This window comes from Ureibacillus sp. FSL K6-2830 (assembly GCF_038004145.1).
Lineage (GTDB): Bacteria > Bacillota > Bacilli > Bacillales_A > Planococcaceae > Ureibacillus > Ureibacillus thermosphaericus.
This window is the reverse complement of the sequence record NZ_JBBOQR010000001.1, coordinates 1,032,031-1,050,904: the sequence shown is the minus strand read 5'-3', so window position 1 is coordinate 1,050,904 and position 18,874 is coordinate 1,032,031. Positions and strand designations below refer to the sequence as shown.

16 protein-coding genes are annotated in these 18,874 nt (G+C 37.2%); all 16 read left to right on the top strand.

Annotated features, from left to right (window positions below; genetic code table 11):
• Positions 1-3 precede the first annotated feature (3 nt).
• The 16 genes from NSU17_RS05125 to spoIID all read left to right on the top strand — a co-directional run bounded on the left by NSU17_RS05125 (position 4) and on the right by spoIID (position 18,720).
• Positions 4-549, top strand: coding sequence for a TIGR01440 family protein (locus tag NSU17_RS05125; RefSeq protein ID WP_340704475.1), 546 nt, complete (start codon positions 4-6; stop codon positions 547-549).
• Positions 550-787: 238 nt separating this feature from the next.
• Positions 788-2,050, top strand: a complete 1,263-nt coding sequence (glyA, locus tag NSU17_RS05120; RefSeq protein ID WP_340704474.1) for a serine hydroxymethyltransferase — start codon at positions 788-790, stop codon at positions 2,048-2,050.
• A 2,291-nt stretch (positions 2,051-4,341) separates the two neighbouring features.
• Positions 4,342-4,971: a uracil phosphoribosyltransferase gene (gene upp / locus NSU17_RS05115; RefSeq protein WP_016837243.1), complete on the top strand. Its 630-nt coding sequence runs from the start codon at positions 4,342-4,344 to the stop codon at positions 4,969-4,971.
• 76 nt (positions 4,972-5,047) lie between these two features.
• Complete coding sequence (gene wecB / locus NSU17_RS05110) at positions 5,048-6,172, top strand: non-hydrolyzing UDP-N-acetylglucosamine 2-epimerase (RefSeq protein WP_340704473.1); 1,125 nt, start codon at positions 5,048-5,050, stop codon at positions 6,170-6,172.
• Between the two features lie 436 nt (positions 6,173-6,608).
• Positions 6,609-6,983 (top strand): ATP synthase subunit I, encoded by a 375-nt coding sequence (locus tag NSU17_RS05105; protein ID WP_096550333.1) that lies wholly within the window; start codon positions 6,609-6,611, stop codon positions 6,981-6,983.
• Positions 6,984-7,012: 29 nt separating this feature from the next.
• Positions 7,013-7,738 (top strand): F0F1 ATP synthase subunit A, encoded by a 726-nt coding sequence (gene atpB, locus NSU17_RS05100; RefSeq protein WP_340704472.1) that lies wholly within the window; start codon positions 7,013-7,015, stop codon positions 7,736-7,738.
• Positions 7,739-7,821: 83 nt separating this feature from the next.
• Positions 7,822-8,034 (top strand): F0F1 ATP synthase subunit C, encoded by a 213-nt coding sequence (atpE, locus tag NSU17_RS05095; protein WP_016837239.1) that lies wholly within the window; start codon positions 7,822-7,824, stop codon positions 8,032-8,034.
• A 189-nt stretch (positions 8,035-8,223) separates the two neighbouring features.
• Positions 8,224-8,784: a F0F1 ATP synthase subunit B gene (gene atpF / locus NSU17_RS05090; protein ID WP_016837238.1), complete on the top strand. Its 561-nt coding sequence runs from the start codon at positions 8,224-8,226 to the stop codon at positions 8,782-8,784.
• Positions 8,781-9,323 carry a F0F1 ATP synthase subunit delta gene (locus tag NSU17_RS05085; RefSeq protein WP_016837237.1) on the top strand — a complete coding sequence of 181 codons (543 nt, stop codon included), beginning with the start codon at positions 8,781-8,783 and terminating at the stop codon, positions 9,321-9,323. The genes atpF and NSU17_RS05085 overlap by 4 nt, the downstream gene beginning before the upstream one ends.
• Before the next feature lie 20 nt (positions 9,324-9,343).
• Positions 9,344-10,855 (top strand): F0F1 ATP synthase subunit alpha, encoded by a 1,512-nt coding sequence (atpA, locus tag NSU17_RS05080; protein WP_016837236.1) that lies wholly within the window; start codon positions 9,344-9,346, stop codon positions 10,853-10,855.
• 79 nt (positions 10,856-10,934) lie between these two features.
• Positions 10,935-11,801, top strand: coding sequence for an ATP synthase F1 subunit gamma (gene atpG, locus NSU17_RS05075; RefSeq protein WP_016837235.1), 867 nt, complete (start codon positions 10,935-10,937; stop codon positions 11,799-11,801).
• Positions 11,802-11,848: 47 nt separating this feature from the next.
• The gene (gene atpD / locus NSU17_RS05070; RefSeq protein WP_096550335.1) at positions 11,849-13,264 is read left to right on the top strand and encodes a F0F1 ATP synthase subunit beta; all 1,416 of its coding nucleotides are present in this window, start codon (positions 11,849-11,851) and stop codon (positions 13,262-13,264) included.
• Positions 13,265-13,289: 25 nt separating this feature from the next.
• Complete coding sequence (locus NSU17_RS05065) at positions 13,290-13,697, top strand: F0F1 ATP synthase subunit epsilon (RefSeq protein WP_016837233.1); 408 nt, start codon at positions 13,290-13,292, stop codon at positions 13,695-13,697.
• Between the two features lie 100 nt (positions 13,698-13,797).
• Positions 13,798-14,043 carry a DUF1146 family protein gene (locus NSU17_RS05060; RefSeq protein ID WP_096550336.1) on the top strand — a complete coding sequence of 82 codons (246 nt, stop codon included), beginning with the start codon at positions 13,798-13,800 and terminating at the stop codon, positions 14,041-14,043.
• 371 nt (positions 14,044-14,414) lie between these two features.
• Complete coding sequence (gene murA / locus NSU17_RS05055; RefSeq protein ID WP_340704471.1) at positions 14,415-15,731, top strand: UDP-N-acetylglucosamine 1-carboxyvinyltransferase; 1,317 nt, start codon at positions 14,415-14,417, stop codon at positions 15,729-15,731.
• Between the two features lie 2,035 nt (positions 15,732-17,766).
• Positions 17,767-18,720, top strand: coding sequence for a stage II sporulation protein D (gene spoIID / locus NSU17_RS05050; RefSeq protein ID WP_340704470.1), 954 nt, complete (start codon positions 17,767-17,769; stop codon positions 18,718-18,720).
• Positions 18,721-18,874 lie beyond the last annotated feature (154 nt).

Genomic DNA, 18,874 nt, shown 5'->3' with positions numbered 1-18,874 from the left:
CCAATGGCTCTAGAAACCATTCGGAATCAAATAATACAGCTATTGAAAGAGTTTGAAGAGCAAGTTGAAATGATGCCTGGACAGTTATTTGTCGTAGGCTGCTCTACATCAGAAGTAAAAGGTTCTAAAATAGGAACTGCTGGCTCTATGGAAATTGCTCAAGTGCTATATGAAGCATTGGATGAATTTGCGAAGAAACATCATATTTATCTTGTTTTTCAAGGATGTGAGCACATTAACCGCGCATTAACTTTAGAACACGAAGCGGCGGTGAAGTATGGCCTAGAGCCAGTATCTGTAATTCCTGTTGCAACTGCTGGAGGATCGATGAGTGCATACGCTTATACGAAAATGAACAATCCAGTCGTCGTAGAACATGTTCGCGCGCATGCAGGAATAGACATAGGACAAACTTTCATTGGCATGCATTTAAAAGAAGTAGTCGTTCCTGTTCGCACATCGGTACGTCAAATCGGAGAAGCGATTGTTACTACGGCAAAAACTCGGCCAAAGCTCATCGGTGGTAGCCGTGCAGTTTATGAACGGTAAGAAGGAAAAACATGCCATTAATCATTTTAATTGATAGATTTTTTAATAATTTTCGATAACTCAATGTACCTATATAATAGTGAAAATAACTGTGATTTGTTTTATATTTAAATCAGAAAGAATAGTTAAAATAATTTAAAGTTTCGAGCAGTTGGAAAACTTCTATTTAAACTAGTTGCATAATAAGTGGAACCTTTTCCCACTTAATTTTAAAAACTTAACAATAGGGGGATCTTTGATGGCTTACGAAAAACTAGCAGCACAGGACAAGGCAGTTTTAGAAGCAATTTTAAATGAAAAGAAACGTCAACAAGAAAACATTGAATTAATTGCATCTGAAAATATCGTGACTGAAGCCGTAATGGAAGCACAAGGTTCAGTGTTAACAAACAAATATGCAGAAGGTTATCCAGGTAAACGTTATTACGGTGGATGCGAACATGTGGATGTAGTAGAAGAGATTGCCCGCGAGCGTGCCAAAGAACTATTCGGTGCAAAATTTGCCAATGTTCAACCACACTCTGGCGCTCAAGCAAACATGGCGGTGTATTATACAATTTTACAACCTGGCGATACAGTATTAGGGATGAATTTATCTCATGGTGGTCACTTAACACACGGTTCACCAGTAAACTTCTCTGGTGTTCAATACAATTTCGTTGATTACGGCGTAACAAAAGATACAAATGTGATTGATTATGATGATGTTCGTGCAAAAGCATTAGAACATAAACCAAAATTGATTGTTGCGGGAGCTTCAGCATATCCAAGAGAAATTGATTTCAAAAAATTCCGCGAGATTGCGGATGAAGTTGGCGCTTATTTCATGGTGGATATGGCTCACATCGCTGGCCTTGTTGCTGCTGGTGAACATCCGTCTCCTGTACCATATGCTCACTTCACAACTACAACAACGCATAAAACGTTACGTGGTCCTCGCGGCGGGTTAATACTTACAAACGATGAAGAATTAGCAAAGAAAATCGATAAAGCAGTATTCCCTGGAATTCAAGGTGGACCATTAATGCATGTTATTGCTGCAAAAGCGGTTGCATTTGGAGAAGCGTTAAAACCGGAATTCAAAGAATATGCAAAACAAATTAAGAAAAATGCTCAAGTTCTTGCGGAAACTTTAATTTCTGAAGGATTACAAATTGTTTCAGGCGGAACAGACAACCACTTATTGCTTGTAAATGTTAAATCCGTAGGTCTAACTGGTAAAGTAGCTGAAAAATTATTAGATGAAGTAAAAATTACAGTAAATAAAAACTCTATTCCATTCGATGAAGAAAAACCATTCGTTACTTCTGGTATTCGCATCGGTACACCTGCAATTACAACACGTGGCTTTAAAGAAGAAGACACGAAAGAAGTTGGTTTAATCATTGCGAAAGTATTGAAAAACCCTGAAGATGAAGCTGTAAAAGAGGAAGCACTTGCACGAGTTAAAGCTTTAACAGATAAATATCCTATTTATGAAGACTTAGTAGTAGGAGAATAATTCCTCTTATGCCCGCTCAAACTGTTTGAGCGGGATTTTTTTATGAGGGAGTGGAGAATATCTAATCCAGAAACGGCTTTTTACAAATATAAGAGCTAAAGGGAAAAATGACTTTTCGAATGAACGGATAATAGTCAAATTCGGGAAGATAACAGCCAAACCCGACAGGATAATAGTCAAGTCCCCGAAAATAATAGCCACACGAAAAAAATCGCTTCCTGAGAAATCGGATAATAGTCAAACTTGGGAAGATAATAGCCAAATCAAACAGAATAATAGTCAAGTCAGCAAAAATAATAGCCATTCGAAAAAAATCGCTTCCTGAAAAATCGGATAATAGTCAAATTCGGGAAGATAATAGCCAAACCCGATAGGATAATAGTCAACTCAACGAAAATAATAGCCATTCGAAAAAAATCGCTTCCTGAAAAATCGGATAATAGTCAAATTCGGGAAGATAATAGCCAAACCCGATAGGATAATAGTCAACTCAACGAAAATAATAGCCATTCGAAAAAAATCGCTTCCTGAAAAATCGGATAATAGTCAAACTTAGGAAGATAATAGCCAAATCAAACAGGATAATAGTCAAGTCCCCGAAAATAATAGCCACACGAAAAAAATTCCTTCCAGAGACATTAGATAATAGTCAAATTCGGGAAGATAATAGCCAAACCTGACAAGATAATAGCCAACTCATAGAAAATAATAGCCATTCGAAAAAAATCGCTTCCTGAAAAATCGGATAATAGTCAAATTCGAGAAGATAATAGCCAAACCCGACAAGATAATAGCCAACCCATAGAAAATAATAGCCATTCGAAAAAAATCGTGTCCTGAAAAATCGGATAATAGTCAAATTCGGGAAGATAATAGTCAAACCTGACAAGATAATAGCCAACTCAACGAAAATAATAGCCATTCGAAAAAAATCGCTTCCTGAAAAATCGGATAATAGTCAAATTCGGGAAGATAATAGTCAAACCTGACAAGATAATAGCCAACTCAAAGAAAATAATAGCCATTCGAAAAAAATCGCTTCCTGAAAAATCGGATAATAGTCAAATTCGAGAAGATAATAGCCAAACCCGACAAGATAATAGCCAACCCATAGAAAATAATAACCATACGAAAAAAATCGCTTCCTGAAAAATCGGATAATAGTCAAACTTAGGAAGATAATAGCCAAACCCAACAGGATAATAGTCAAGTCCTCGAAAATAATAGCCACACGAAAAAAATCGTTTCCTGAGAAATTGGATAATAGTCAAACTTAGGAAGATAATAGCCAAATCAAACAGGATAATAGTCAAGTCCCCGAAAATAATAGCCACACGAAAAAAATTCCTTCCAGAGACATTAGATAATAGTCAAATTCGGGAAGATAATAGTCAAACCTGACAAGATAATAGCCAACTCAACGAAAATAATAGCCATTCGAAAAAAATCGCTTCCTGAAAAATCGGATAATAGTCAAAATCAAAAGCATAATAGTCAACCAGAGGAAGATAATAGTCAACCCTGTGCACATAATAGCCAAAGAGGAAAAATAACTACTTGAATAAATGGATAATAGTCAAAATTTAAAGCATAATAGCCAAACAAAGGAAGATAATAGTCAACCCTGTGCACATAATAGCCAAAGAGGAAAAATAACTACTTGAATAAATGGATAATAGTCAAAATCAAAAGCATAATAGTCAACCAAAGGAAGATAATAGTCAACCCTGTGCACATAATAGCCAAAGAGGAAAAATAACTACATGAATAAACGGATAATAGTCAAAATCAAAAGCATAATAGTCAACCTGAGGGAAATAATAGCCAAACCTTTAAACTTAATAGCCAAAGAGAAAAAATAACTACATGAATAAATGGATAATAGTCAAAATCTAAAGCATAATAGCCAACCTGAGGGAAATAATAGCCAAACCTTTAAACTTAATAGCCAAAGGGAAAAAATCGCTCCAAAAAGAAGGGATAATAGTCACCACCCTAGCAGCCATCAATAAAATCACACGTCCCAATTCCTTGTAGAAACAGACTTCATCGCACAGAATACTGTAATAATTCACTTGAAAACCTGCGAAAATTACATAGGAAATAAATAAACTTCCAAAACATTTTCGACTTTTAAAAGAAATTGACAACTATGTAAATGCATCGATTATTTGTTTTCTAATGAAATGTTTTTTGTTATACTGATTTGGATAATGTGGAACAATAAAATCCACCTTTAGTCCGTATAGACGATAAAAATTTAATATCTTCAGAAGTTAGGAGCGAACTACATGAGTAGAGTATATGTATTTGATCATCCACTAATCCAACATAAGTTAACGTATATTCGCGATAAAAATACTGGTACAAAAGAATTTCGTGAACTTGTTGATGAAGTAGCAACATTAATGGCATTCGAAATCACTCGCGATTTGCCATTAGAAGAAATTGAAATCGATACACCGATTACAAGAGCAAAAACAAAAGTACTTGCAGGTAAGAAAATCGCTCTTGTTCCGATTTTGCGTGCGGGAATAGGAATGGTTGACGGAGTATTAAAATTAATTCCTGCAGCTAAAGTTGGTCATATCGGATTATACCGTGATCCTGAAACGTTAAAACCAGTTGAGTATTATGTAAAACTTCCTCAAGATGTAAAAGAACGTGAATTTATCGTAGTAGACCCAATGCTTGCAACAGGTGGCTCTGCTGTAGAAGCGATTAACGCGTTGAAAAAGCGAGGAGCAGTAAACATTAAATTTATGTGTTTAATTGCAGCACCGGAAGGAGTACAAGTATTACAAGAAGCTCATCCGGATGTAGACATCTTCATTGCAGCTTTAGATGAAAAATTGAATGAACATGGCTACATAGTTCCTGGTTTAGGTGACGCGGGTGACCGTCTATTCGGTACGAAATAAATAGAAAATAGATGCGTCCTTCAAAATGAAGGGCGTTTTCTGCAAATTTTGCACAATCAGAAGGGAGTATCATCCGTTGACAAATAAAATTAAAGTAATGACCATCTTCGGTACTAGGCCAGAAGCAATCAAAATGGCACCGGTCGTGTTGGAGCTAAAAAAATATCAAGATCAAATCGAATCGATTGTCACAGTAACGGCACAGCATCGACAAATGCTTGATCAAGTGCTTGAAACTTTCGATATTACACCTGACTACGATTTGAATATCATGAAAGATCGACAAACGTTAATCGATGTAACGGTGAATGCCCTTCAAGGTTTAGATCAAGTCATGAAGGAAGCAAAACCAGACATCGTTTTAGTTCATGGTGATACAACAACAACATTCGTAGGTAGCCTTGCTGCCTTTTATAACCAAATTGCAATTGGACATGTTGAAGCAGGATTAAGAACTCACAATAAATATTCACCGTATCCAGAAGAAATGAACAGACAACTTACTGGCATCATGGCTGACTTGCATTTTGCACCAACTGAACAATCTAGACAAAACTTGCTAAAAGAGAACAAAAATCCTGACACGATTTTTGTCACAGGCAACACAGCTATTGATGCATTAAAAACAACGGTGAAAGAACACTATACACATCCCATTTTAGATAAAATCGGAAACGATCGCATGATTCTCTTAACAGCGCATCGACGTGAAAATTTAGGAGAACCGATGCGTCACATGTTCCGAGCAATCAAACGCTTGCTTCAAGAACATGAAGATGTACAAGTAGTATATCCAGTTCATTTAAATCCAGCTGTAAGAGAAGTAGCAAATGAAATTTTAGGTGATGATTCGAGAATTCATTTAATCGAACCGCTTGAAGTATTTGACTTCCATAATTTTGCTGCCCGCTCGTATATGATTTTAACGGATTCAGGAGGCGTGCAAGAAGAAGCACCATCATTAGGAAAACCTGTACTAGTATTGCGTGATACAACAGAGCGTCCAGAAGGCATTGAAGCGGGGACATTAAAACTTGCTGGAACAAATGAAGAAACTATCTATCATTTAGCGAAGGAATTGTTAGAAGATCAAAATGCATATGAGAAAATGGCGAAAGCATCCAATCCATATGGTGACGGCTTCGCATCTCGTCGAATTGTTGATGCGCTATTAACATATTTCCTTGTGAAGAAACAATAATTTTACATGAAATTCGATTCTATTAAATAATTGGAATTTGTCACAATAAAAATCGTCTAAAATAGATTCTCTGTTGGAAATTTGTCAATATTTTGACAAAGTAAGTTCGCTGTGAAGATTTTCACTAAAACTAATTGACATCAAAAAGCCCCTATTGTATGCTTACAAAGTGTATGAATATTAAGGGGATTCTATTACAAAATGATTTTCAAACCCTTGTAATATCAAGTTTCTACTATGCAAACAGTGGAAACAAAGAATGAAATTTTGCAACGTTGGAAGAGTCTGAATACAAGAGTAATAAAAAGGGAAAAATACATAGCGGTAAAAAATTTTGCCCTCAGAGAAAATATGTAAAATTTGTTTCCACTTGACACTAAACTCTTGTATAACTCAATAGGCACGGCGAATAAAAAGGATTCAGGAGATTGAACCAATGTTGGATTTGCACCAAATTTTTATTAAGCAGAAAAAAGCTTTATTTTTTTTGCTTGCCCTATGTATAATAGGATGGTTTTTTACGCCATATCCGACGATTTTCTCGGGAATGGGGATTGGTGCGCTCTTTGGTACTTACAACTTTTGGATTCTTGTTCGAAGAATGGACAAGTTTGACCGTTCCTATCAAGAGGGAAAACGAACAGTTTCTCTTGGTTCAGGTTTACGCTTTGCCTCTGCAGTAGCTGCAGTAGCAATACCGATCGCGTTGCCAAAATACTTCAATGTTGTTAGCTCAGTCATCGGGCTAATGATTCCTTATATTTTCCTCTTTATCGAGGCCTTCATCAGTTTACTCAAAACTAGAAAATAGGTCATTTGAAAGTGAGGTGAGTGCAAGAAATGGAACATGGAGCACCGGAGTATACTCTATTTTTAGGAAGCCTTCCTATCAAATTTAATTTAGCGACTGTCTTAACGTTATTAGTAACAGCAGCAATAGTATTTTTAATCGCGTTCATCTCAACGAGAAACTTAAAGTTGAAGCCGACGGGAATGCAAAACTTCATGGAATGGGTAATGGACTTTGTAAAAGGGATTATCAAAAGCAACATGGACTGGAAAACAGGTGGTCGATTCCACGTTTTAGGAATCACGCTTATTATGTTTATTGCAGTCGCGAACCTTTTAGGTCTACCTTTCTCAGGTATTTATATTCACGGTGATTTATGGTGGAAATCACCAACTGCAGATCCTGTAGTAACATTAACGTTAGCATCAATGGTAACAGTACTTGCAACATTCTATGGTATTAAGTTGCATGGCTTAGGACACTATGCTAAAACTTTTGTTCAGCCAAAAGCATTCTTATTCCCATTAAAAATAATCGAAGAGTTTGCAAACACGTTAACACTTGGTTTGCGTCTTTACGGTAACATCTATGCAGGTGAGATTCTATTAGGTCTACTTGCTGGACTAGCTAGCTCAACAATATTCGGCTTTATCGGTGCCATTATCCCAACAATGGCATGGTTAGGATTCTCAATCTTTATCGGCTTTATCCAAGCCTTCGTATTTACAATGTTAACAATGGTTTATATTTCACACAAAGTGAGTGAAGACCATTAATTTTATAAAGTCATAGTGTAATATTCACATTATGCATTTCATCTCAAAAAAATAAAAAATAATTCCAAGGAGGAAATATTAAGATGGGTTTATTAGCAGCAGCAATTGCAATTGGTTTAGCAGCACTAGGTGCAGGTATTGGTAACGGTTTAATCGTATCTCGTACAGTAGAAGGAATTGCACGTCAACCAGAAGCACGTGGCGTTCTTCAAACTACAATGTTCATCGGGGTAGCGTTAGTAGAAGCCTTACCGATCATCGCTGTAGTAGTTGCGTTCATCGTAATGAACCGATAATTGGTTCCGTGTGGCGAAGGATGATTTGTATAAGAAACTTCGCCATTCCTTTTATTTAAAGGTTTAACTGCAACCATTTTTTATAAAAATGACTGTTAGAAACAATTTTAAATCACAAACAATAGATTTGAAAATAAAAGGCTCTCTTCAAATTTTCGATTGGAAATGAACTGAAGTAGGGCAGACTAAATGGAATTTGAAGCTCTTGAAGGGAGTGAAACAATCGTGAATTTTGAATATCTAGTATTAGGTTCAGATGTTGCTGAAGTAGTTAACCTTGGAGATATTCTTGCAACATTAGTAATCTTCCTCGTATTAATGGCATTATTAAAGAAATTTGCATGGGGTCCATTAATGGGCATCATGAAACAACGTGAGGAATTAGTTGCAAGTGAAATCGACGCGGCTGAAAATGCTCGCAAAGAAGCTGCAAAAGCTTTAGAAGAGCAAAAAGCATTATTAAAAGAAGCTCGCACAGAAGCACAAAAAATTATTGAAAGCGCGAAAAAGCAAGCTGAAGCACAGCGTGATGAAATCGTTGAAACAGCTCGTCAAGAAGCAAATCGCTTAAAAGAATCTGCTGTTCGTGAAATCGAAACAGAAAAAGAAAAAGCGATCGCTTCATTGCGTGAAGAAGTGGTTTCACTTTCAGTTCTTGCAGCATCTAAAGTGCTTGAAAAAGAAATTTCTGAAGAAGATAACAGTGCATTAATTAAAGAAACGATTGCTAAGGCAGGCGAAGCGAAATGAGTAAATCTACTGTAGCTAATCGCTATGCCGAAGCACTTTTTTCTGTAGCACAAAAACAAAATATCGTCGATGAAGTGAATCAAGAACTTCAAGAAATGACAAAAGTCGTAAGTGCAAATCGTGATTTCATTTCATTATTGACGAATCCAAAGTTTTCTTCTGAACGAAAAAAGGAAATCGTTTCCGAACTTTTCAAGGAAGCGAATTCAATCTTATTAAATACAATCAAATTATTAATTGATAAAAAACGTATCAATGAATTAGTGAATATTGCAGAAGCATTTAAAACATTAGCAGCTGACGCTCAAGGCACTGCGGAAGCTACAGTATACTCAACACGCGAACTAACAGAAGAAGAGAAAAAAGACATTTCTACTTCTTTCGCAAAATTAGTTGGCAAAGAGTCATTGAACATTACAAATGTGATTGAACCATCAGTGATTGGTGGAGTTCGAGTTCAAATTGGAAACATGATTTTCGATAACACTGTAGCGAATAAATTAGATAGTCTCAGACGCACGTTAGTCGTTAATAAATAGAAAAGTGAGAGGTGACATTCATGAGCATCAAGGCTGAAGAAATCAGCGCTCTGTTAAGAAAGCAGATTGAAAACTACCAATCTGAATTAGAAGTAAATGAAGTTGGTACTGTAATCACTGTTGGTGACGGTATCGCACGCGCTCATGGCCTCGACAACTGTATGGCAGGAGAACTTCTTGAGTTCGAAAATGGTGTAATGGGTATGGCACAAAACCTAGAAGAAGGCAACGTCGGTATCGTTATTCTAGGTAACTACCTTGGCATCAAAGAAGGCGATACAGTTCGTCGCACAGGTCGTATCATGGAAGTTCCAGTTGGTGAAGAATTAATCGGTCGTGTCGTAAACCCACTTGGTATGCCAGTGGATGGAAAAGGACCTATCAATACAACAAAAACTCGTCCAATCGAAAGCCCAGCTTTCGGGGTTATGGCTCGTAAATCTGTACACGAACCATTACAAACAGGTATTAAAGCGATTGACGCATTAGTACCAATCGGCCGTGGTCAACGTGAGTTAATCATTGGTGACCGTCAAACAGGTAAAACATCGATCGCAATCGATACAATCTTAAACCAAGCTGACCAAAACATGATTTGTATTTACGTTGCAATCGGTCAGAAAGAATCTACAGTTCGTACGGTTGTTGAAACGCTTCGTAAAAACGGTGCGTTAGATTATTCAATCGTTATCACAGCATCAGCTTCTCAACCAGCACCATTATTATACTTAGCACCATATGCTGGGGTTTCAATGGCTGAGCACTTCATGTTACAAGGTAAACACGTTTTAATTGTGTACGATGATCTTTCTAAACAAGCAGCAGCTTACCGTGAGCTTTCATTGTTATTACGTCGTCCACCAGGTCGTGAAGCTTACCCAGGTGACGTATTCTACTTACACAGCCGTTTACTAGAACGTGCTGCGAAATTAAGTGACGCAATGGGTGCAGGTTCTATTACAGCTCTTCCATTCGTTGAAACACAAGCTGGGGATATTTCTGCTTACATCCCAACAAACGTAATCTCAATCACAGACGGACAAATTTTCTTACAATCTGACCTATTCCACTCAGGTGTACGTCCAGCGATCAACGCCGGTTTATCCGTATCCCGTGTAGGTGGTGCTGCGCAAATCAAAGCGATGAAAAAAGTTGCTGGTACATTGCGTCTTGACTTAGCTGCGTACCGTGAACTTGAAGCATTCGCTCAATTCGGTTCAGATTTAGATAAAGCGACACTTGCAAAACTTGAACGTGGTAAGCGTACAGTTGAAGTGTTAAAACAAGACTTAAACAAACCAATTAAAGTAGAATATCAAGTTGTAATCATTTACGCTCTAACTCGCGGTTACTTAGATGATATTCCAGTAAAAGATATCCGTCGTTTCGAAAATGAGTTGTACAGCTGGTTAGATGTAAACCACACTCACATTTTAGAACATATTCGTACTACAAAAGATTTACCATCAGACGAAGACTTCAAAGCAGCTCTTACAGAATTCAAAAACCAATTTGCTAAATCAGAAGAATGATTCTTTCAGCTTTGCTGAAAGATCTTCTGCTGATTCGTAGCACGAATGATGACTAAAATGAAAAGGTGGTGAAATACCAGTGGCAAGAAGTTTGCGCGATATTAAAAACCGAATCAACTCAACGCGTAAAACAGGGCATATTACAAAAGCGATGCAAATGGTGTCCGCTTCTAAAAGATCAAAAGCGGAAGAAAATGCAAAAGCTTACGTTCCTTATATGGAAAAAGTGCAAGACGTTGTTGCATCGATTGCTAGCGGCGCATCAGATGTCTCACACCCAATGTTGACAGCTCGCCCTGTTAAGAAGACGGGTTATATCATTATTGGTTCCGACCGTGGATTGGCTGGAGCTTATAATGCGAACGTAATTCGTGAATTATCACGTACGATAGAAGAACGTCATAAATCAAAAGACGAGTATGTCATTTTATCAATAGGGCGTGTACCTACAGATTATTTTAAAAAGCGTGGCTTAAATGTTGTTGATAGCGTTGTCGGCCTTCCTGACCAACCATCATTCTCCCAAATTAAACAAATCGCACGAAAAGCTGTTGGTATGTTCGCTGATGGTACATATGATGAACTTTATATGTACTATAACCACTACGTGAGCGTTATTTCACAAGTAGTGACAGAGAAAAAAGTATTACCAATTACGGATTTAGCGCCTGCAACAGAAGGGCTTCAAGCATCGTATGAATTCGAACCAAATGCGGAAGCAATTCTAGAAGTATTGCTCCCTCAATATGCTGAAAGCTTAATTTATGGTGCTCTACTTGATGCAAAAGCAAGTGAACATGCTGCACGTATGACTGCCATGAAAACAGCGACAGATAATGCGAATGAACTTATTAAAACACTTACACTTGAATACAACCGTGCTCGTCAAGCATCGATTACACAAGAAATTACTGAAATTGTTAGTGGAGCAGAAGCCATCCAATAGGCTAGCTTCTTGTTGCGTATAAATGTACGATAGGAGGGTACACAGGAATGAACAAAGGACATGTTCTTCAGGTAATGGGTCCAGTCGTTGACGTAAAATTCCCGAACGGACAATTACCAAATATCTACGATGCTTTAACAGTTAACATCAATCGTCCTGGTGAAGATACTGTTACTTTGACATTAGAAGTAGCATTACATCTTGGTGACGACTCTGTCCGCACAATTGCCATGGCCTCTACAGACGGTCTTCAACGTGGCGCGGAAGTAACAAATACGAATGCACCAATCTCTGTTCCAGTTGGTGAAGTAACACTAGGACGCGTATTCAACGTTCTTGGTGAACCAATTGACGAAAAAGAAGATATTCCAGGAGAAGCTCGTCGTGATCCAATTCACCGCGAAGCTCCAACATTTGAAGAATTATCTACAAAAGTAGAAATTCTTGAAACAGGTATTAAAGTAGTTGACTTATTAGCTCCTTATATTAAAGGTGGTAAAGTAGGTCTATTCGGTGGTGCCGGAGTAGGTAAAACGGTACTTATCCAAGAATTAATTCACAACATCGCACAAGAACACGGTGGTATCTCTGTATTCGCTGGTGTAGGTGAACGTACTCGTGAAGGTAACGACTTATATCATGAAATGAGCGATTCCGGAGTTATTAGTAAAACTGCCATGGTATTCGGACAAATGAACGAACCACCTGGTGCACGTATGCGCGTTGCCCTAACAGGTTTAACAATGGCAGAATACTTCCGTGATGAACAAGGTCAAGACGTACTTTTATTCATCGACAACATCTTCCGCTTCACGCAAGCAGGTTCGGAAGTATCAGCCCTACTTGGTCGTATGCCATCAGCCGTTGGTTACCAACCAACACTTGCTACAGAAATGGGTAACTTACAAGAACGTATCACATCTACAAATAAAGGTTCTATTACATCTATTCAAGCGATTTATGTACCAGCCGACGACTATACTGACCCGGCTCCAGCTACAACATTCGCTCACTTAGACTCTACAACAAACCTTGAACGTAAATTATCTGAGATGGGTATTTACCCTGCGGTGGACCCACTAGCATCTACTTCTCGTGCGTTATCACCAGAAATCGTTGGTGAAGAACACTATCAAGTAGCTCGTGGTGTACAACAAACATTACAACGTTATCGTGAATTACAAGACATCATCGCAATCTTAGGTATGGATGAATTATCTGAAGAAGATAAGAAAACAGTTGAACGTGCACGTCGCATTCAATTCTTCTTATCACAAAACTTCCACGTTGCTGAGCAATTCACTGGTCAACCAGGTTCATACGTTCCTGTAAAAGACACAGTGCGCAGCTTTAAAGAAATCTTAGAAGGTAAATATGACCATTTACCAGAAGATGCATTCCGTTTAGTAGGAAGCATTGAAGACGTAATCGAAAGAGCTAAAGCAATGGGCGTAGAGGTATAATGTTACGGACGGAGGAGGAAAAAAAATGAAGACAGTTCAAGTCAATATTGTCACTCCGGACGGCCCAGTATACGATTCAGAAATCGCAATGGTCATTGCTAAAACAGTTTCTGGGGATATCGGTATTCTTCCAGGTCATATTCCTTTAGTGGCACCGCTTGAAATCAGTGCGGTAAAACTAAAGTTAGCAGACGGTTCACAAAAAGCAGTAGCCGTTAGCGGTGGCTTTATTGAAGTTCGTCCAGATAAAATCTCGATTCTGGCACCTTCAGCTGAAGTTGCTGAGAACATTGATCTTGCTCGCGCTCAAGCAGCAAAGAAAAGAGCAGAAGAACGTTTACAAAGTAAGTCCGATGACATTGATTTTAAACGGGCAGAATTAGCTTTGAAACGTGCGATCAATCGTATCAACGTTTATGAGGGTAGAATTTAATGAATAAGCGGGCAGTTTAACTGTCCGCTTTTAATATGTTATATCCTTCTTTGAAGAAACATCATTTCAATTTGACTATCCTGTTTGAGGAGACGTGCATATGAATAATATTTATCAAACTATTGGAATTCAAGCTGCAATTGGATTAATTTCTCATATTCTATTTATCTGTATAGCATTCTATGCATTGCAATCTATTCGATTAGATGTCGTGTTTAAAAAGGGCAAGACTTTTCAAATTCAACTCATGTATATATTGTTAAGCATTGTTTTAGGATACAGTGTATCAAAGTTTGTCCTTGATTTTACAGGTTTATCAAAACAATTACCGTTTATTTTTTCGTAATGTACTTTTATTTTGCACAACAGTTCCCTTCCATTATTTATATGGTTTGTAAGGGCAAATGACAATTTATGACTCCTTTGTCGTTACAATACATATACGTGTTATTTCCTGGGCAATCATGTAGATAAATTTGAGACAAAAATGACATAAAAAGTTGGAAAAGTATACAAAATTTAATATTTCGTAAAAATTCACCATCAATCCCTGTTGTGCGTAATATATAATTGTAGATATATGATGAAAAATATCTGAAATTAGTATTTTTAGTCACTTGTAAATATTTGATTTAAGCATTACTATGAATATGGTTTGTTTTTTTATTGATTGATTGTGATAAACATCATTGGAGAATGGATTCGGAGGGACGATTTGTGGATAAAATGATTGTTACAGGAGGCCGAAGATTACAAGGAAAAGTTAAAATAGAAGGGGCAAAAAATTCCGTATTGCCAATTTTAACTGCTTCGTTGCTAGCTTCTAAGAATACTAGTGTTATAAAAGACGTCCCGAACTTAGCGGATGTTCATACCATAAATGAAGTATTAAAAAGCTTAAATGCTGAAGTAAAATATGATGTTGAAAATAATGAATTTCATATAAATGCTGAAAAGAAATTGTTAAGCGAAGCTCCCTTTGACTATGTTAGCAAAATGCGCGCCTCAATTTTAGTGATGGGATCTCTTTTAGCTCGAAATGGATATGCTCGTGTTGCAATGCCTGGTGGTTGTGCAATTGGTTCCCGGCCAATTGAATTGCATTTAAAAGGTTTTGAAGCCATGGGAGCAAAAATTTCCTTCGGTCATGGGTATGTGGAAGCAAAAGTGGAAAATCGTTTAAAAGGTGCGAATATTTATTTAGATTTTCCAAGTGTGGGAGCAACAGAAAATATCATGACGGCTGCTGCTTTAGCTAAAGGAACAACAATTATTGAAAATGCAGCAAAAGAACCGGAAATTGTCGATTTAGCAAATTTCATCAACAAAATGGGTGGTCGTGTCACAGGAGCAGGAACTGACACAATCCGCATTGAAGGTGTGGATGAACTGCACGGAACAATTCATCATGTAATTCCAGACCGAATTGAGGCAGGGACTTTTATGGTAGCTGCAGCAATTACTCGTGGTGATATTTTAATAGAAAATGTGATTCCTGAACATTTGACAGCTTTAATTGCAAAAATGAGTGAAATGGGCGTGAAGATTACGGAAGAAGGAAATGGACTTCGAGTATGTGCATCTGAACCGTTAAAAGCAGTTGATGTGAAAACGATGCCATATCCAGGATTCCCTACAGATATGCAAGCCCAAATGATGGCGTTAATGTTAACAGCTCAAGGAACGAGTATCATTACGGAAACGGTTTTTGAAAATCGCTTTATGCATGTTGAAGAGTTTCGTCGCATGAATGCGTCGTTGAAAATTGAAGGCCGTTCAACGTTTGTCGAAGGACCAGTGAAATTACAAGGTGCAGAGGTTGCAGCAACGGACCTGCGTGCAGCTGCAGCATTGATTTTAGCTGGGTTAGCTTCAGAAGGAGTCACTCGCGTAACAAAACTGCATCATTTGGATCGGGGATATGTCGACTTCGAAAAGAAATTGCGTGCGCTTGGGGCAAATATTGAACGCGTTTCTAGCAATACAATTGAAGAGAAACCAATTGTTACGACGGAAACTACGTTAAATGTGTAAGTGATTTTAAGGGCAATCTATTTTTCTATTGCACAATATGTTAGGTGTGTTTAATTTATTCCCATCAATCGTGGAAAGAACGACAAAATCTTGTGGGTGAGGTTTTGTCGTTTTATTTTTGTCTTTCATTTAATAAGCAGAAAGGGTTATTTGCTTCTTGAAAGACAAGATAGTGAATGGAGGAGTTATTCGTTAAATTTGTGAAAATAATCCTTATATATTGGATAATAGTCAAACAGGGACAGATAATAGCCAAACCCGACAAGATAATAGTCAAGTCTCCGAAAATAATAGCCACACGAAAAAAATTCCTTCCAGAGACATTAGATAATAGTCAAATTCGGGAAGATAATAGTCAAACCTGACAAGATAATAGCCAACTCATAGAAAATAATAGCCATTCGAAAAGAATAACTACCTGCGACATCGGATAATAGTCAAACTTAGGAAGATAATAGCCAAACCCGACAGGATAATAGTCAACTCATAGAAAATAATAGCCATACGAAAAAAATCGCTTCCTGAAAATCGGATAATAGTCAAATTCGGGAAGATAATAGTCAAACCTGACAAGATAATAGCCAACTCATAGAAAATAATAGCCATACGAAAAAAATCGCTTCCTGAGACATCGGATAATAGTCAAATTCGGGAAGATAATAGCCAAACCCGACGAGATAATAGTCAACTCATAGAAAATAATAGCCATTCGAAAAGAATAACTACCTGCGACATCGGATAATAGTCAAACTTAGGAAGATAATAGCCAAATCAAACAGGATAATAGTCAAGTCCCCGAAAATAATAGCCATTCGAAAAAAATCGCGTCCTGAAAAATCGGATAATAGTCAAACAGGGACAGATAATAGCCAAACCCGACAAGATAATAGTCAAGTCTCCGAAAATAATAGCCACACGAAAAAAATTCCTTCCAGAGACATTAGATAATAGTCAAATTCGGGAAGATAATAGTCAAACCTGACAAGATAATAGCCAACTCATAGAAAATAATAGCCATTCGAAAAAAATCGCTTCCTGAAAAATCGGATAATAGTCAAACTTAGGAAGATAATAGCCAAATCAAACAGGATAATAGTCAAGTCCCCGAAAATAATAGCCATTCGAAAAAAATCGCTTCCTGAAAAATCGGATAATAGTCAAATTCGGGAAGATAATAGTCAAACCCGATAGGATAATAGTCAAGTCCTCGAAAATAATAGCCATTCGAAAAAAATCGCTTCCTGAAAAATCGGATAATAGTCAAACTTTGGAAGATAATAGCCAAACTTGATAGGATAATAGTCAAGTCTCCGAAAATAATAGCCATACGAAAAAAATCGCTTCCTGAGACATCGGATAATAGTCAAATTCGGGAAGATAATAGCCAAACCCGACGAGATAATAGTCAACTCATAGAAAATAATAGCCATTCGAAAAGAATAACTACCTGCGACATCGGATAATAGTCAAACTTAGGAAGATAATAGCCAAATCAAACAGGATAATAGTCAAGTCCCCGAAAATAATAGCCATTCGAAAAAAATCGTGTCCTGAAAAATCGGATAATAGTCAAAATTAGGAAGATAATAGCCAAACCCGATAGGATAATAGTCAACTCATAGAAAATAATAGCCATTCGAAAAAAATCGCTTCCTGAAAAATCGGATAATAGTCAAACAGGGACAGATAATAGCCAAACCCGACAGGATAATAGTCAAGTCCCCGAAAATAATAGCCACACGAAAAAAATCTCTACATGAGAAATCCGATAATAGTCAAACTTAGGAAGATAATAGCCAAATCAAACAGAATAATAGTCAAGTCAGCAAAAATAATAGCCACACGAAAAATTCTCTTCCAAAGTAATTAGATACTAGCCAAATAAACCTAATGTGCTTTCTAAATACAACAAAATTGGTTAAGAAATACGCCAACTTTAAAGCAATACCACTTCTTCCAACCAAATGAAAATTCCCATCCAAAAATCTTCTATAAAAAAGATATATTTCCTCATTTCAAATCATAAGTAATATGTATGAAACCATTAAAAAATCACAAAAATCTAATCCCTATTTTCTCGATTGCACTATTTATTTTAGCTTTATTTTTCTTGCCGTTTTTATTCAAAAACTCAAACAAAACTTTAAAAGAAGCGTCAGGGCCATTAGTAGTTGCAGAAGAAGAATGCAATATTTATATTCGCATCACAGGACAAAAGGATCCTATTCCTCTAGAAGAATATGTCGTTGGTGTGGTTGCAGCGGAAATGCCGGCAAACTTTCATCCTGAAGCGTTAAAAGCTCAAGCGATTGCCGCAAGAACCTACGTGCTAAAATCAACAAACAATGGCCAAACGGAAATCGAACCGACTGTTTTAAGACAAGTATTTTATGATGAAGATACGAGAAAAGCAAACTGGCAATCAACTTTTGATGAATACGAGCAAAAAATTAGACAAGCGGTAGAAAGCACTAGAGGAGAAGTACTGAAATATGACGGGGAACTTATTACTGCGATGTTTCATTCAATGAGTAACGGCAGAACAGAAAGCTCCCTAAATTACAGTGGGGTCGACTTACCATATCTTCAATCAGTGGCTAGTGCGGACTTTCATGCAGAAAACTATGTTACGAAAAAAACGCTCACTTTAGTAGAATGGAATAAACTATTAAAGGTCAACATGACGCTCGAAGATATTAAAAAAATCCGTACGAAACAAAACAATACTGGGAGGGTAGAAAAAGTAATTGCTGGCAATAAAGAATGGACAGGTCGTGATTTTCGAACATTGCTTGATTTACGCTCAACAGATTTCACCATACAAGTTGTGAATGACAAAATTGAAATCACAGCAGAAGGCTACGGACATGGTGTTGGTATGAGCCAATATGGAGCTGATGCGATGGCTAAACAAGGAAGATCAGCTCATGAAATTCTTTCACATTATTACAAAGGCACAACCATTGAAAAAATGATGTGTAAAAAATAAAAGCATTTAACATCAACAACTAACGGGCAGTTCAACAATCATCAAACTCTGGAACAAATTGACCTAAACTCATACGCTAATAAACAAATATTACGAGCGAAAAAATAATATGCAAAAAATAGTGAAATTTTCCAAAAATATAGTTTAGAAATTC

Excerpts from the sequence above, each read along its gene's own strand:
- atpA (WP_016837236.1), top strand. The coding sequence starts at position 9,344 with ATGAGCATCAAGGCTGAAGAAATCAGCGCTCTGTTAAGAAAGCAGATT.
- NSU17_RS05105 (WP_096550333.1), top strand. The coding sequence starts at position 6,609 with ATGTTGGATTTGCACCAAATTTTTATTAAGCAGAAAAAAGCTTTATTT.
- atpE (WP_016837239.1), top strand. The coding sequence starts at position 7,822 with ATGGGTTTATTAGCAGCAGCAATTGCAATTGGTTTAGCAGCACTAGGT.
- atpF (WP_016837238.1), top strand. The coding sequence starts at position 8,224 with ATGGAATTTGAAGCTCTTGAAGGGAGTGAAACAATCGTGAATTTTGAA.
- NSU17_RS05085 (WP_016837237.1), top strand. The coding sequence starts at position 8,781 with ATGAGTAAATCTACTGTAGCTAATCGCTATGCCGAAGCACTTTTTTCT.
- atpD (WP_096550335.1), top strand. The coding sequence starts at position 11,849 with ATGAACAAAGGACATGTTCTTCAGGTAATGGGTCCAGTCGTTGACGTA.
- atpB (WP_340704472.1), top strand. The coding sequence starts at position 7,013 with ATGGAACATGGAGCACCGGAGTATACTCTATTTTTAGGAAGCCTTCCT.
- NSU17_RS05065 (WP_016837233.1), top strand. The coding sequence starts at position 13,290 with ATGAAGACAGTTCAAGTCAATATTGTCACTCCGGACGGCCCAGTATAC.
- spoIID (WP_340704470.1), top strand. The coding sequence starts at position 17,767 with ATGAAACCATTAAAAAATCACAAAAATCTAATCCCTATTTTCTCGATT.
- upp (WP_016837243.1), top strand. The coding sequence starts at position 4,342 with ATGAGTAGAGTATATGTATTTGATCATCCACTAATCCAACATAAGTTA.
- NSU17_RS05125 (WP_340704475.1), top strand. The coding sequence starts at position 4 with ATGGCTCTAGAAACCATTCGGAATCAAATAATACAGCTATTGAAAGAG.
- NSU17_RS05060 (WP_096550336.1), top strand. The coding sequence starts at position 13,798 with ATGAATAATATTTATCAAACTATTGGAATTCAAGCTGCAATTGGATTA.
- glyA (WP_340704474.1), top strand. The coding sequence starts at position 788 with ATGGCTTACGAAAAACTAGCAGCACAGGACAAGGCAGTTTTAGAAGCA.